The 14704-nt window shown below is 54.4% G+C and carries 11 protein-coding genes; 4 read left to right on the top strand and 7 right to left on the bottom strand.

Features of this window, described 5'->3' with window-relative positions:
* Positions 1-96 precede the first annotated feature (96 nt).
* Positions 97-378, top strand: a complete 282-nt coding sequence (locus E0L21_RS04255) for a YjcB family protein (RefSeq protein ID WP_131407074.1) — start codon at positions 97-99, stop codon at positions 376-378.
* A gap of 319 nt (positions 379-697) precedes the next feature.
* Here the strand turns inward: E0L21_RS04255 and E0L21_RS04250 are convergent, their stop codons facing one another.
* The 5 genes from E0L21_RS04250 to E0L21_RS04230 all read right to left on the bottom strand — a co-directional run bounded on the left by E0L21_RS04250 (position 698) and on the right by E0L21_RS04230 (position 5810).
* Positions 698-1825: a hypothetical protein gene (locus E0L21_RS04250; protein WP_131407072.1), complete on the bottom strand. Its 1128-nt coding sequence runs from the start codon at positions 1823-1825 to the stop codon at positions 698-700.
* 104 nt (positions 1826-1929) lie between these two features.
* Positions 1930-2751 (bottom strand): ABC transporter permease, encoded by an 822-nt coding sequence (locus E0L21_RS04245; protein WP_131407070.1) that lies wholly within the window; start codon positions 2749-2751, stop codon positions 1930-1932.
* Positions 2751-3581: an ABC transporter permease gene (locus E0L21_RS04240; protein ID WP_131407069.1), complete on the bottom strand. Its 831-nt coding sequence runs from the start codon at positions 3579-3581 to the stop codon at positions 2751-2753. Before E0L21_RS04240 ends, E0L21_RS04245 begins: the two co-directional genes overlap by 1 nt.
* A 61-nt stretch (positions 3582-3642) precedes the next feature.
* Complete coding sequence (locus E0L21_RS04235; protein WP_235855195.1) at positions 3643-4788, bottom strand: ABC transporter substrate-binding protein; 1146 nt, start codon at positions 4786-4788, stop codon at positions 3643-3645.
* 38 nt (positions 4789-4826) lie between these two features.
* The gene (locus tag E0L21_RS04230) at positions 4827-5810 is read right to left on the bottom strand and encodes an ABC transporter ATP-binding protein (RefSeq protein ID WP_131407067.1); all 984 of its coding nucleotides are present in this window, start codon (positions 5808-5810) and stop codon (positions 4827-4829) included.
* Between the two features lie 152 nt (positions 5811-5962).
* On the opposite strand from E0L21_RS04230, the gene E0L21_RS04225 reads away from it, so the two are divergent.
* From E0L21_RS04225 to E0L21_RS04215, 3 genes are read left to right on the top strand one after another with little or no spacing between them, the layout of a single operon-like run.
* Entirely contained in the window at positions 5963-6721 is a 759-nt protein-coding gene (locus tag E0L21_RS04225; RefSeq protein ID WP_131407065.1) for an MBL fold metallo-hydrolase, read from the top strand.
* A complete protein-coding gene (locus E0L21_RS04220) occupies positions 6718-7740 on the top strand; it encodes a LacI family DNA-binding transcriptional regulator (protein WP_131407063.1) in 1023 nt (340 codons plus the stop codon). The genes E0L21_RS04225 and E0L21_RS04220 overlap by 4 nt, the downstream gene beginning before the upstream one ends.
* A gap of 10 nt (positions 7741-7750) precedes the next feature.
* The gene (locus E0L21_RS04215) at positions 7751-8518 is read left to right on the top strand and encodes an inositol monophosphatase family protein (RefSeq protein ID WP_131407061.1); all 768 of its coding nucleotides are present in this window, start codon (positions 7751-7753) and stop codon (positions 8516-8518) included.
* 192 nt (positions 8519-8710) lie between these two features.
* Here E0L21_RS04215 and E0L21_RS04210 read toward each other — a convergent pair whose 3' ends face one another.
* Both E0L21_RS04210 and E0L21_RS04205 read right to left on the bottom strand, forming a co-directional pair.
* Entirely contained in the window at positions 8711-9052 is a 342-nt protein-coding gene (locus tag E0L21_RS04210; protein ID WP_131407431.1) for a cupin domain-containing protein, read from the bottom strand.
* Between the two features lie 145 nt (positions 9053-9197).
* Positions 9198-14666 (bottom strand): SpvB/TcaC N-terminal domain-containing protein, encoded by a 5469-nt coding sequence (locus tag E0L21_RS04205; protein WP_131407059.1) that lies wholly within the window; start codon positions 14664-14666, stop codon positions 9198-9200.
* Positions 14667-14704 lie beyond the last annotated feature (38 nt).

Raw genomic sequence — 14704 nt, 5'->3', positions numbered from 1 at the left:
CGTTTCATTTCGTTGTGCTACTCGCGGATCTTCAGCATTGCCACTCGCGCAATGTGCTTGTCCGCCCGGTATTCGGTTCTTTCTGAGGATGGTTTGATGGCTACCTTTACCGCCAGCGTCGTACTTATTCGCTGGCAGTTGCTGAGTGCAGTGTTGATGTTTATGGCCAGTACGCTGAATATTCGTTTCCGTCGTGCTGATTATATTGGTCTGGCAGTGATCAGCAGCGGCATGGGCTTAGCGGCGGCATGCTGGTTTGCCACCGGTCTGCTGGGCATTACGGTGATAGATCTCTCCACGACCTGGCATAACCTGGTCGTCGTTATGGAAGAGATCGCGGAAAAAGCGCCCCCCGAGTGGCCAATGATTGTAACGTGATTGCTTAAAGCGCCTGCGGGCGCTTTTTTATTTCCACGGTTGCCATTTTTCTAAGCAACGCTCTTTCGCATAAGTATAAACAACGGATCTGCGCCAGCGGCCGATCTTTACTGGCATTGGCATATTGGCTTACCGGCGCGCAAACAGGCGAACAGCCATTCGCTTTCAAAACGGCTCAGGCGGATGAACAGCATCTTATTGTCATCCAGAGTTGTTAAGCGGGAAGAAACGCTCGTTGACCCAAGCGAAAAAAACACAGATGCCCGATAAGACTCTGCTTAGCGGGCATCTGCATTTTTACTTCGGCACCACGATTGTTTTATTCAAGGATGCGGCTTTCCCACGGTCGCCAGAGCGGGTGGAATTTCTGTGGTTGATAGTGCGTCATTTCGCGCTTGCCGAAATAGAACAGCGCATCCATCTCATTTTTTATCACCACCATATTTGAACCGTCCGCATGCCCGCCAACGGTCACCGAACCGTGATAACCTTTTACCGGCACACCGGTATAATTCGCCAGTTTTTGTGCGAAAGAATCGATCCCCCCTTCCGCACCGTGACAGCTTAAGCATCGGATGTTCTTAAACCTCACATCGCCAGCCAGTTCCAGCGTATCCAGCGCCACATCAAACGGCGCTTTTATACCGCCAGCGACCTGCAGTCCGGTGGTGCTGTCACCGTTTGGTGTAAAAATACCATGGCCGATGATATTCAGCCGCGGCTCACCCTTATAGTTATCGGTGAAAAACATATACATATTCGGGTCATTTAACGGGCCGTCGCGACGCACGATATTGATTTCGCCGGATAATGTCACCGTCCCCATTTCTTTCTCACCCACATCCGCGCCAACTTTAGCAATATCAGAAAATCGTTTGATGTTCATTTTTGACGATGCCACGGGATCGGAAAAATTCTTTCCTCCCGCTTGCGGTAATGAAACATGTAACTCATCCGGGCCAGCGGATTCAGGTAGGGCGCGGCTTAACGACTTGCTGCCGGGAATATTCGTTTCCGTTGTTGGGTTTAATGGCCTTGCCATCGCCATCTTCGGTTCCGCAATCGCGGGTTTGATCTCACCGTGAGGACCTTTAGACGTGCCGGAGGGTCTTTCAGTCAGCCGCGCAGCGCCCGCACCAGGAAGCGACCGCAAACCACCAGGGTATTCCGGCAGCGGGCCACCTAAAACAGCGCCCAGAAAAACCTCCTGCAAACTTTCACCCAACGTGGGCAGCGGTATTTTTCCTTCGTCTTTCGGTATCCGGGAAGCGTCCGGTTTTTTATCACCGGTTCGCCATGAATAATGCCGTTGTTGAAACGCCTCAAAAGATTCCTTCGAAGGGGCGTAGGCCGGTTCCTGCTGAACTGCCTTTTGCGTTTTGTCTTCGTAGGGTGAAATATCATAAGGTTTAAATACATCAATCGCTGCCGGGCCTTTGATATCCATACATTTTCCTCCGACTATTGCCGTCTTGTTTTGGCTGCTTGCGTTGCGCCACAGCTATCTAGTAAGTGGCCCGGCACACGCCTTTTCGTGACGTCGTCAGATAATTATTTCCCCAGTTTCGACAGCATTTCCGGGCGCATAAATTTATGGATAACCAGCATAAACAGCACCGACGGCACCAGCAGGATCAGCGCGGTGATGGATGAAACCTGGTAGTTGCCCGACATACTGGCGGTATAGAGCAAAATGGGCAGCGTGGTGATATCCGGTGCGCCAACAAAAAAGGTGGCGGTAAACTCATCCAGCGATTCCAGGAACACAAAGATGCTGGCGGCAATCAGCCCAGGCGCGGCCTGCGGCAAAATGATATGGAAAAACGTGTAAACCGGCCCGGCGCCCAGGTTGCGCGAGGCGCGCGCCAGCAGCGGATCGAGTGAAGAGAACGCCGCCACGCTTATCCAGATCGAATACATCAAGCCGTGAACGCTGTGTACCAGCACCACGCCCGCCACCGTGCCGTTCAGCCCCCATTGGTAAAACAGCCGCGCTACGTTCATATACACCGTCAGGTTGGGAAACGCCTGCGGGATGAGAAACAGCAGCATAAAGAAGGCGCGACACGGCATGGATCGGTGCGACAGCGCGTAACCTGCCGGAATGGAAATCAGCAGGCAAACCAGCACCGATAGCACGGCGATCAGCACGCTGATGGAGAGCGAACCCGACACATCGCTGTAAGGGCTAAACACCTGGCTCCAGTATTTTAATCCCCACTGACTCGGCAAGGTGTGCGGGAAAAACCAGCTCTCCGCCACTGTCCAGATAAGCAGGTTCAACAGCGGGCCAAACAGCGCCAGCACCAGAAAAGTGAGCAACAGGGTTTGCAGCAGAAAACTGCCGTGGAGTTTTTGTCGAAGCGTGGTCATCACTGCGCTCCTTTCGCATGCAGGCTGTGACGCAAATAGAACCAGGAGAGCGCCGCACAAATCAGATAGGAGATCACCCCCATCGCATTTGCCACCGGGTAATCACCGTAAGAGTTAACGCGAAACGCCATATCGACCGTCATCATGGTTGGCGTGCCGGTGCCGATCATCAGCGGCACGGAAAGTACCGACATCATCGTCACCGTGGAGAGCACCATCGCCACGCCAATTGTTGGCAGCACCTGCGGCAAAATGATGTCGAACAGGATGCGTAAGCGCGACGCGCCGAGGTTTTTTGCCGCCAGAATATGCGACGGATCCACCGCCGACATCGCGCCGCAAATCAGTAACGTCGAGAACGCCATCTGCTTCCAGACAAAAGTAATGATTATCCCGCTCCAGCCCAGCAGCGAAGTGGTGTCCATCGGCGTTAACAGCCCACTCGCCACCAGCACATTGTTCATCAGGCCATTTTTGGCGAGGAAGGTGCGCATCATTTGCGCGGTCACAATAAACGGAATAAACAGCGGCAAGCGGTATAAAAATGCCAGCGTCTTAACGATGCCGCGAAACGGCGACAACACAATAATGGCGGAAATCGTTATCGACAGCAGCGCCAGTATTGCCAGTGAAACCAGTACGATAAGCACAGTGAAGAGAATATCGTTCGAGTAGAGCGCAAAGACTTTATCAAAATGCGCCAGCGTGAAGGTCTGCGTATCACTGGTGAACGCCGAGATCAGCGAAAAGCCCAGCGGCCAGAGGAAAAAGACGGCTATCAGCAGCGTCGCCGGGCCAACCAGTAAGAAGTATTTAAAGGTGTGTCGCATGGTGAACCTGAATAATCACAGCAAAAAATGCCCGGGCGAAATGCCCAGGCACATCCGTCACTCAGTTAGAAACCTGGCTCTCGTAGCCCTCTTTGATATCGTCAAAGTACGGCGTGATCGGGAAGCTTTTGCCATATTTGGCTAAATCATCCGGCGAGATTTCCGCAAATAATTTCTGCCAGGTGGCGGCGTCCAGCTTCTCTTTCACGTATTTCGCGTCAATACCCGGATACCAGTTGAACTGCTTCACAATGCCCTGCGCCTGCACGTCCGGGCTGGTTGCCAGCGCAATAAACGCCTGCGCCAGTTTGGCCTGCGCCGCATGTGCCGGAACGACGTAATACATCGGCTGGCCCGGCATCCCCGGGGAGATTAACGCCAGTTTGATCGACGGCGGCACTTTGCCTTGATCTTTCCAGCTATAGAACATATCGACCCACACCGGCCCCATAGTGATTTCGCCGCGGCTAAGCATATCCAGCGTTCCGGCGTTACCCGGCGTGAAAGTGACGTTTTTGTTGAATTCTTTCAGTTTGGCGAACGCCTGGCCCCAGGTTTTTTCTACGCTTTTGTCATACGGCAGCGCGGAAAGACGGGCCGCATCGGTGCCATAAGCGTAAATCCAGCCGACCACGAAGCTGACGCCGGACATGCCGTTTTTAATGCCGTTATAGCCAAAGGCTTTCGGGTTTTTCTGCGACCACTGCACCAGTTCGTCGTAGGATTTCGGCGGTGTTTTAATCAACTCGCTGTTATACGCGATAGCCGTCTGGCTTAAAAACATCGGCATCACGTAGCCATCCACGTTAACGCCCAGCGCGTTTTTGGCGTTCTCCGCCGTGACCATCGAGCCGGTGTTAATGGCGTGGCGGTATTTATCCAGCAGCCCTTTTTCCACCAGTTGACCACCCGCCGCCTGGTGCACTACCGCGACGTCAATGTCCCAGTTTTTCGCGCCGCTCTGCTGTTGCGCCGTCAGTTTTTCGACAATCTTGTTCGAGCCAGCATCGCCCGGCCCGGTGCCAATCACCTGCACTTTCACGCCTGGATGGGCGGCTTCAAACTTTGGCCCCAGCCAGGTTTTAACGTAGTCGACCATATTTTGATCGCCGGCCGTCGCCACATTGAGTACCGTTTCGGCGCTGGCGGTGTGTACTGCACCCAAACAGAGTGCGGCGATGACAGCAAGTTTCGTTTTTACAGACATGATGTATCCCCAGGAAAAGAGTGTGTTGTTTGGCACGACTACGTGTTGGCAAAAACATGCAGCGCCGTTTCCGGCACATGCAAAATCACAGGCGTTCGGGCAGGCCAGAACTGCGTGGAATCCGCGAGAAAAATCTGCCCGTTGCAGCGCACGCTATGGCGATACTGATGGCCGAGAAACGCGCTCTCCTCCACCACGCCATCCAGTACCAGCCCCGGCTGTTCCGGCTGCGTTAACGGGTGGTGCATATTGACGTCTGAACTGCGGAAATAGAGCGTTTCCCCGCCCGCATCAGCCCGCGTCATGCAGTTATCCGCGCCCATAAAATCCGCGACAAACGGCGTTGCCGGGCGGTGATAAATATCTTCCGGCGTCCCCATTTGTTCGATGCGCCCGTTATTCAGCACCGCAATTCTGTCGGCCATCACCAGTGCCTCTTGTTGATCGTGCGTGACGATTAACGAGGTGAAACCGAGCTTTTTTTGCAGCGCTTTGATCTCATGGCGCACGTTGAGGCGCACTTTGGCGTCCAGGTTCGACAGCGGCTCATCCAGCACCAGCACATCCGGCTCAATGGCTAATGCGCGCGCCAGCGCCACGCGCTGACGCTGGCCGCCGGAAAGCGCCGTCACTTTTATATCCGTATAATTTTCAAGGTTGACGATTTTTAATAATTCCTGCACACGTTGCGCAATCGCCTCTTTTTTAACGCGACGGACTTTCAAGCCATAACCAATATTTTGTGCGACGGTAAAATGCGGCCATAAGGCGTAACTCTGAAACACCATCGTAATATTTCGCTGCTCCGGCGTGCTATGAGTAATATCCCGACCATTAACGGAAACACCACCAGAACGCACCGGAATAAAACCACATAACGCATTGAGTAGCGTCGTTTTTCCGCAACCAGACGGCCCAAGTAGCGCAATCATTTCGCCCTTTTCCACAGCGAGATGAATATCGTGAAGAACGATATTTTCGCCATAGCCAATTTTCAGTTTTTCAATCTGTAAATAACTCACGGGCGTTCCTTTCTTCAACTTTTCTTTCATCGATGAACACGTGTTCATTTATTTGTAAAAAAAATGCAACTTTGCACCGACATTATGTGAGCCTACTTTGTCGTCTATTTGTGACAGTTTGATTAAGTGCGCAATAATTTTGGTGGAGCGAAATGAAAATAGATGTTCTGGGCTGTGGTAGCGCCTTCTCATTGCAGCAAAACACCTCGGCGATCCGCGTTATTGATAACGAAAACCGCCAGTTGCTGATCGACTGTGGCCCGACAATCCCGCGCGCGCTCTGGCAGCGTGGCGGCGACGTGAACGACATTGATGCCATTTACTTCACCCACGTTCACCCGGATCACTGCACCGGGCTGACGGCGCTGTTGAATTACTGGAAAAGTTTTCAGCGCCGTAAGCCGCTGATCATCTGGTCGCTGCGCGAGCAGCGACCGGTGCTGATAAAACTGGCGAGCCTCGCTAACTGGCCGGCAAACGACCTCTGTTTCGATATCGAATGGCGCGACAGCGAAGCCGAATGGCAGTGGCAAGGCTGGCACATGCGCACCGCGTTTACGCACCATGAGCTGCCTAATCTCGCCCTGCGAATCGAGGCAGACGGCCACACGCTGTTCTACAGTGGCGACGGACGTCCAACACCGGAAAGCATCGCGCTGATGCACAACGCCTGCCTGGCGTTTCAGGAGTGCGCTTCGGCAACAGCATTGCCCAATGACGCCTCGCACGGCGATTTCCCCGGCTGCCTCGCGCTGTTCGAACAATTGCGCTTACCGCGCCTGGGGTTGTACCACTGCAACGACGCCGCCTTGCCCGCGATTGAGCAGGCTTGCACGCCGTATCCGGGTTTGTTTCTCAGCCATGATGGTTTCGCCACCGATCTCAGCAGCCGCGCGGAGGGGAAAGTGTGAGCCAGACGTTACGCAAACAAGCAGTAACCGCCGAAGACGTGGCGAAGCGCGCGGGCGTGTCCCGCGCAGTGGTGTCACGCGCACTCAGCAGCAACGGCAGCATTTCGCCCGCCACCAAAGAGAAAGTGCTGCGCGCCGCGCAGGAGCTTGGCTACCAGGTCAATTTCCTCGCTCAAGGACTTAACCGCCAGCGCAGCCACTTAATTGGCGTGATTGTCGCGCGCATTGGCGACCCGTTTCGCAGCCATCTGCTGGAAGGCTTGCTGCATGAAATTCAGCGCCGTGGTTACCAGGCGCTGGTCACGGAGATCACCGGCGAGCAGGATTTGGTCACTACACTGCGCCGTTTTACCCAGTTTCGCGTTTCCGGTGTGATCGTCACCTCCGGCCAACCGCCAGAAGCGATTGTTAACGAGTGCGTCAGCCAGCGTATTCCGGTCGTCGGCATCAACCGCCACCCGGATATTCCGTTGGTCGATTTCGTCTGTTCCGACAACGTTTCCGGCGCGCGCCAGGCCGCTGAACAGCTTTATCACTCCGGCTGCCGCCGTTTCGGCTGGCTCAACAATTGCGGATCGACCTGGGCGGGTATTCAGCGCGGCGAGGCTTTTTTCCAGGCGTTGCAGCAACTCGGCGTGGATACTCAGCAGCAGGTACGTTGGTTTGACGCGCGCGAAGAGGGTTACGACGGCGGTTTTCAGGCCGCGCAGGAGAGCGATGCTGATCTGCCGGAGGGCATATTTTGCGCCAACGCGCAGCTAGCCTGTGGTTTTCTCGACGGCATGCGCCAGCGCGGCAAATCCGCGCCAGCCGATTTTCACCTGATAGGTTTTGATAACACGCCGCAGAGCGGCCAGTTCAGCTACCAGTTAACCACGCTGCATCAGGATGTGGCGGAGATTGCGAACCGGGCGCTGACGCGTTTGCTGGAGCGGGCGAAAAATCCTTTACAGCCTTCCCGCGTTGAGTGGGTTAAGGTGAAACTGATCCACCGACAAACATCGCCACAGATTGGCTAAGAGTCCAGATATGACAGAAGAGTTTACCCAGGCGCTGTGCGCGCTGATTCGTCGTCTCGGTCAGGAGGCGAAACAGCTTCGTGATAACGGGCTGACCATCGAACAAAAAGGCCGCCAGGATTTTGTCTCCCAGGCGGATGTGTATGTCGAAACCGAGCTGCGCGCCTGGCTGAAAGCCGAACGCCCGCAGGACGGCCTGCTCGGCGAAGAGCGCGGGCTGGAGCCGGGCAGCGACGGCGTATGGGTTATCGACCCGATTGATGGCACCACTAACTTTATTCTCGGCATGGATTACTGGTGCATTTCCGTCGCTTACGTGCGCGACGATGCCATCAAACTGGGGGTGATTTACGCCCCGGATCGCAACGAGTTTTTCTTCGCCGAAAGCGGCAAAGGCGCGTTTTTAAATGACAAACGCTTAACCCTAACCGAGCCGGATGCCGACGCGGTAGTGCTCGGCATTGGCCGCTCCAGCCGCACTACAGCGCGCGAATATACGCAAACCATCGAGACGTTGTTTGAACATGGCGTGGAGCATCGTCGTTTTGGTGCGGGCGCATTAATGCTGGCGCACGTTGCCGCCGGCCAGGTGCATGGTTATTTCGAAGCGCACCTGCACAGTTGGGATGCGCTGGCGGGGCTGGTGATTATTAAAGAAGCGGGCGGCATGCATAACGATTTTCTTGCCAACAACGGGCTGACGAAGGGCAATAACGCCTGGGCGGCAACGCCGCAAGTGTGGCAGCGTCTGCAACCCGTGTTGCTGCCAAACGGTTAAACCCGGTTTGATACGTCACAATCCGCCTTCGTCGAAGGCGGTACTGATGGCGCTTTCAGGGGTGCAGCAATATCGTCAAAAAGCGTGTCTGCCCTGTGAGTTGCCATCCATGCAATGCAACGCTAAAGCCTGTTGAGAACCACATTGAGCGGACAACTTTTCAATGAGCAATAAAACGGTTTACGCGCACCGTTATGTTTCCGGGTATGCGTAGTGAATCGCCAGCCATATGGTCGGCGGCTCGGCCTGCGTCCAGTTCACACGATGACGGCATCGCGCAGGAATATTGACGAAATCGCCGACGTTTAACACACGTTCTTCCTCTTCACCTTCCAGTTGTAAACCCGCAGCGCCTTGCACTACCAGCACCCATTCGCTTTGCGGCTGGCAGTACCAGAAATCCGGCGGGCTGGCCTGCCCGGTGGAGATAATGCGCTCGATTTTCACATCGGGGCGCGAGAGCAGATCCTCAAACGTCTCTGCCTCGCCCACGCTTGCAGCAGCCGGAAAATCACGTAACAGGTTGGTTAGCATCGGTTTTCGCGTATTCACAGAGTTCCTCAATGGTCAGTGAACATCGTGGCAGGTTTTATACGGGACTGTTGATTACTCGCACTGACGGCAAAATGCATAAAACCGCAAACGGCTCCGCAGAGCCGTTTGCTAAAGATACTTAAAACTAAAGCGCTTTTTTACCGACAACATACAACCCTGTTGCATCAGTCAGCCCACCGGTGTTGTTAACGTACTCACCACCATCATTCAGCGAGATGTTGCGATGAACACCATTATCCCCCACATCGGTTACCCAGCAATGATAATTAGAAATAACGCCTGCATTCGCATACCGGGAACAGTCGCCCCATTCCGACCACAGGTATGGCCCGCGCTGTCGCGCCCCTACAGAATAGATAACATCGGCCCGGGAAGGCATCTCCAGACCATTTTCCTTACACCAGGCGTCAGCATCCGCCCAGTTTTTTTGCGCCCCGCCCGCAGTAACAAACCATTGACTTACGGTAAAGGTATAGACATACCTCGGTGTCCCTGTGCCGATGGGGATAGCCGTGATGGTCACCGTATTATTGGTGCTGTCCGGCGTATCAATAAAAGTGACATTGGCGTCACTGTCTATACTCACCCACGGTTGATCGACTGACCACTGGTAACCGCTGTTGTTTGATGCAGCTCCGTTGAACCAAAATTGGAATTTCGCGCCAAGTATACCCGTTACCGGGAAATTATTGCCTCGATAGAACTCGTATCCATTCACCGAGAGCTTCGTATTATTAGGCATCACTTCAGCGACAGGTAAGATGTGGAAAATCGTCGAGAGACCTTCAAGAACCTTACCATTAACCTTCACGGTGAGGGTGGCATCACCTCGGGTTTTGCCACCAATCGTCGCGTCATATGAACCATTTTTTCTGTCATTAAATGCAGAATAAATAAGCTCAGCCATGCTACTGATAAGTTCAATGCTTTGCCCTGAGATCAGGTTGCCATAAATATCTTTTAATATAAGTGTGAGGGTTGACATGCCTAAACCCGACTCGTCGATAGACGGAGGGTTCGCTGCCAGTGTCGACAAGGTAGGGCTCAGGTGATTAACGTCAGCCGTGAAAGTCACCATTACAGAAACACGACGACCATCGCAGGTAGCGTCCACCGTATGTTGCCCGGCAACAGTACTGGTTACGACAGCCGTTACGCTACCATCCTCACCCGTGCTCTGCGTAAGCGGTTCAATGTTAACGTCGCTATCGCTGCTCAATGTTACAACTTTACCGGCCAACGGATCGCCATAGGGGTCATAGGCTGTAACTTTGATGGTGTCGCCTGCCGTTTCACCGACTACGCCATTGTTGGCAACGACGGTTATCTCAATCCACCAGTCTGGCTTAACGCCGAGAAGATCATTTTCATCTTCGCTGACCACAAACCATGGCGTATAAAGCGTGCGCCGCTGATAGCCTTTGGCGGTGAACACCTCTCTTTCCCGCCCGAGCGGATCGAAATAGTGCGTATCCGCATACAGATCGTCCCGCGCACTGTCGTCCACCACCCATTCCCAACTGTTGAGAAAGTAGGGTTGATAAGTGCGAATAACCTGGCCTTTATTGTCATACTCGGTACGCCCGCTCACCGCCCAACGAGTATCCGTGTGCGCCGTTTCCGTCACCAGCAATCCAGCGACCGAACGCTTCCAGGCATCTCCGGCTTCAAAGCGAACCGAGGATTGCAGTAAGCGTCCAAACCCATCGCTGAATTGAACCGTCTGGCGGATCTGCTGCTCATCACTGCCTTCCCCCTGATCATAACGGTCAGTGGTGAGCGTCAAAACATGAGGAGGGCGTTTCAAATAGCTAAGCCAAGTCCACTCGCTCACATAAACCAGGCATTGCGCCACCGGTAGCGGCGGTGTTAGCGCCAGCGCCTGATCCACGGTCGTTGGCGGCACGAAGTCCGCCTCGCTATAACCGGCCGCTACGCCATTCTCGGTGCCACTAAAGCGCAGGCTGGTGACACGGCCTAAGCCATCAAGGGTAACCTGCTGGATATTGTTGTTCACATCGGTGAGTTTGACCGGCGTTAAGAATCGCCAGTCATACTCTGCTTGCGTGGTTAATCCGGCGGCATCCACCACTTTCGTTACCGCGCAGTCGTGCGCATCGCGCGTCAGGGTAATCGCACCGGTGAGTTCCGAATCGCGTACAGTCTGCGGCAACCAGAAATGTTCAGCCGTGCTATAGGTGGTGAGGTTCCGATGTACAACCCAGCAACTTAAGTACGCATACCAGATATAACCGGCCTGTTTCAGAACACTATCGGTGAAATCTTCTTTCAGCGTTTCCACCATCTCCTGATCCAGCACCGCTGTTTCGGTAAAAGCAACGCGCGGTGGGAATGCGGGTTGTTCCGACGTGGCACTATTATTGCCATCCAGATACCACTGTTGTTGCATACCCGCAAATGCCTGGCTGGCGGGCGTACCCAGTGGCGCGCCGGAATGGCTGAGATCTTCCAGCGTTAACCCTGTTTCTGGTGCAGAGGAATAGAGGTAAACATCACTGGAAAAAAGGTCAGTCAGCCCATTAACCCATTTCCCGGAAGCCATATCGTCAATGGCATACCAATGGTTAGTCTGGCAGGTCACCACCAGTTGTTGTTGCTGATCATCATAGCTAGAGTCAAACAACGTGTGCGGCAGGGTATCCGGGTAAGGGCTGGTTGCTGGTTGAGTGCGGCGCGGATAGTTCACCGTTGCCGAATAGAGCGGCAAACCGTTTTGATCGCTGGACAGAGTTACTTGCTGGCTACATTGCGGATCGTTACTCACCCGCTCGTAAATATAGGTGCGCGTTTCTGCGATCGTCGGCCAGACAACCGGATAGATCCCCTCCCCTTTTGCCGCCACCAGGCGAACCTGAGGGCGAGATTCGCTAACCTGGTAGGGAATCGGTTGCTGGTCACTGCCGTCCATGCCATATAGCTCACTGCGCACTAACAGGCCTTTCATCCCTCGACGCAGCCAGAAATCGTCGCTTTCATCTGCGGTATACGGTTTTTCGTTGTCACCATAACCGCGGGTAAAACGCGCAGAAAAATGCGCAAACGCGCCGCTATCGTCAGACCACCAGTGCTGCGCCAGCCGGTCATCCACGGCAGATAATCCGGTGGCGAACCAGTTACGCGTCAATGACGGCTGGCTGATTTCCGTGGTCGTACCCTGGCTGGTCAGTGTGTCGGTATCCTGCAATTCAACATAACCGAAACCGCGAAACTCACGCTCTTTACCATCCCACGCGCCACCACGGTAACGGGCAGTGCTCACCAGGTGATTACCGGTAATCTCATCCGTCACGTCCGTGCGGGAAAGCAGGTGAAGCGGAAACGGTAAATAGCTGGCGGGAACAGGCTCCCCGGCGGTTACCGCATCTTGTTTTTCATCCAGCCAGAACTGCGCCGAGCTGCGGTAGGTGAAATTATGCCGCGCCCCCATGTAGTTGTTCATGTGGTTCAGCAACCAGGGTTTTACCGACGTGATATTGCAGACATAATGCCGCGGTTTTGGGTGCGGCACAGTCAGTATCAGACTGGCAATACCCAAGCCCTGGATATCCGCGACATGAAGCTCGCAGGTATTGTCATAATGTACGCCCTCCGGGAGTTTGAATTGAAAAGGCGCAGCAAAACTGTTACCGCTCTGATTGATGAATATTATGAGGTATTCTTTGACCGCAATAATCACATCTGACGTGCCGGAACCATCAATATCTGCCAGGAAAATATTCGCCGGAATAAAATCCCACGATACGTACCACCACGCCATCGTTATCGGCGCACCAAACCGGCCATGTCCTAAATTAGGCCAGTAGCGAACACTACCTTTTTTTATCTCAACCAGATGCTGCTGCCCGCTTCCGGCCATATCGCTGAATGCGACCAGCACCCGCTCATCCACGCCTGGCACCGGCAATGTCACGCCAGTAGGTTGTATCACGTTCAGCGCTTTTTCCCAGCCATCTCCAGTACCTGCGTAAAGCCGAACGCTTTTCGGCCCGATTAATACCAGATCCGCCAGCCCAGCCCCCGAAACATCGGCAAGCTGAGCGCGCGGGTGTAAATATTCAACCGGATAAGCAGAGAGCGGCGTGAAATTAAGCCAGCCCCGCTCCGGCGTGCGTGAATAATAGCCATTAACCCCTACCGAAGAGACGACCCACTCCATATAACCATCGCCATTGAGATCCGCCAGCACACCGCTATCACGTAACGCGGGAATAATCGGCAACGCTGTCGGTTCATCCCAGGTAACGGCATCTGCATCGTCACCTGTCTGGCGAACCGGAGCGCGGTACCACCAGGCCCCGCTGTCCTGATACAAAATGCCAGCCAGCCCTTCACCGTTCAGATCCACCATCTGATACGGTTGCTGACTGTTCATATTTACCAGGTCTTCACGCTCTTGCCATGTGACCGGCCATTCAAGCTGCCCCGTATCCGCCTCAAATGTGCTCCATCCAAATACCGTCTCAGGAAGCGAGGTGAACGTACCATCAGACGCGAGGCCTGACTGCGACACGCCCACGAGCGTGGTGACCATCGGCGATTCGATGTAGCGTATGGCGAGACGGGTTACCAATTGCGGAGCATTCTCGGACGTACTGCCGTTTAATGTGCCGGTGAAGTGGTAACTCAAAACCTGGCGGCAAAGGCGGCGGGTGCGCACCTCAAAACCATATTCCCAGCTTGAGAAACAATCCTGGCGGCAAGCCCAGTCACCGGATCCGGGTGCCACCCAAGCCGGTGGTGTGGCGACATCGGCGGTGCGCTCGCCATAATCGAAAAGTACAACAAATAACCAATCCGTCAGCGCGGGTGTGGTGGTCAACCCGGGTAATACGCGCCCGGCAACCCGGTTGCCATAGCACACCGCCGCCAGATAGCGTTGCACACTGACATTCGGGTGCGCTGCGGTTTCTGCGGCTTCGCATCCCGTCTCGTCTTCGGCGCGATACATCCAGTAGATCTGCTCACCGGTAGCGGATACCGACGACTCCATCAACCAGATGGCGGTGTTTTCCGGGGCTTGTGGGTCACTGACACGCGCTTGTTGGGTATTGCCGTACAGGAGAACTTGCCCATCCGGCGTATATTGCACCCAAAAATCACGCCCCGCCGTCTCGGTTGATACCCAATATTCCAGCCGACTGAAATCACTTTCAATACGATAACGATAACGGTGAACGGTAAATCCCCCGCCAAGGTCAATGCCAAGCAACGTGCTGGCTGAACGGATATTTGCGGTACCGTCGTCGGCCAGAAATGACACGATCACTTCCCCATTCGGCCCGACAAATTCATCCTTCTCGTTGTAATCTGGCACCCCTTTTTTCGAGCGCCGACGAACGGCGGGCGGATCAACGCTCCATCCCATACCAAAAGCACCGTTACCGGAGCGACTGTGATAACTCAGCGCCAGTGAAGGCGCATAGCCCCTGCCGGGGTTTATCGTTAGCGGTATACTCAGGGCGTTTGCCCCGTCTGGTCCTGCACCGGCGACATCACCTTTTAAGCCAGTGATCGCACCGCCGCCTTTCGGTAAAGAAAGGGTTTCAGGCCTGACAATATCTGTGTTTTGCATGGCTGCGCTCCCACAGGCTCCCCACAGGGAACCTGATA

The sequence above is a fragment of the Kosakonia quasisacchari genome, assembly GCF_004331415.1.
GTDB classification, from domain to species: Bacteria; Pseudomonadota; Gammaproteobacteria; order Enterobacterales; family Enterobacteriaceae; genus Kosakonia; species Kosakonia quasisacchari.
Note: the sequence above shows the minus strand (reverse complement) of the source record. Positions and strands in the feature narration are given on the sequence as shown.

What these genes read in the sequence shown, in the direction of transcription:
- E0L21_RS04240 (WP_131407069.1), bottom strand. Translation starts at nt 3,581, where the DNA reads ATGCGACACACCTTTAAATACTTCTTACTGGTTGGCCCGGCGACGCTG.
- E0L21_RS04250 (WP_131407072.1), bottom strand. Translation starts at nt 1,825, where the DNA reads ATGGATATCAAAGGCCCGGCAGCGATTGATGTATTTAAACCTTATGAT.
- E0L21_RS04210 (WP_131407431.1), bottom strand. Translation starts at nt 9,052, where the DNA reads ATGCTAACCAACCTGTTACGTGATTTTCCGGCTGCTGCAAGCGTGGGC.
- E0L21_RS04245 (WP_131407070.1), bottom strand. Translation starts at nt 2,751, where the DNA reads ATGACCACGCTTCGACAAAAACTCCACGGCAGTTTTCTGCTGCAAACC.
- E0L21_RS04255 (WP_131407074.1), top strand. Translation starts at nt 97, where the DNA reads ATGGCTACCTTTACCGCCAGCGTCGTACTTATTCGCTGGCAGTTGCTG.
- E0L21_RS04225 (WP_131407065.1), top strand. Translation starts at nt 5,963, where the DNA reads ATGAAAATAGATGTTCTGGGCTGTGGTAGCGCCTTCTCATTGCAGCAA.
- E0L21_RS04205 (WP_131407059.1), bottom strand. Translation starts at nt 14,666, where the DNA reads ATGCAAAACACAGATATTGTCAGGCCTGAAACCCTTTCTTTACCGAAA.
- E0L21_RS04235 (WP_235855195.1), bottom strand. Translation starts at nt 4,788, where the DNA reads ATGTCTGTAAAAACGAAACTTGCTGTCATCGCCGCACTCTGTTTGGGT.
- E0L21_RS04215 (WP_131407061.1), top strand. Translation starts at nt 7,751, where the DNA reads ATGACAGAAGAGTTTACCCAGGCGCTGTGCGCGCTGATTCGTCGTCTC.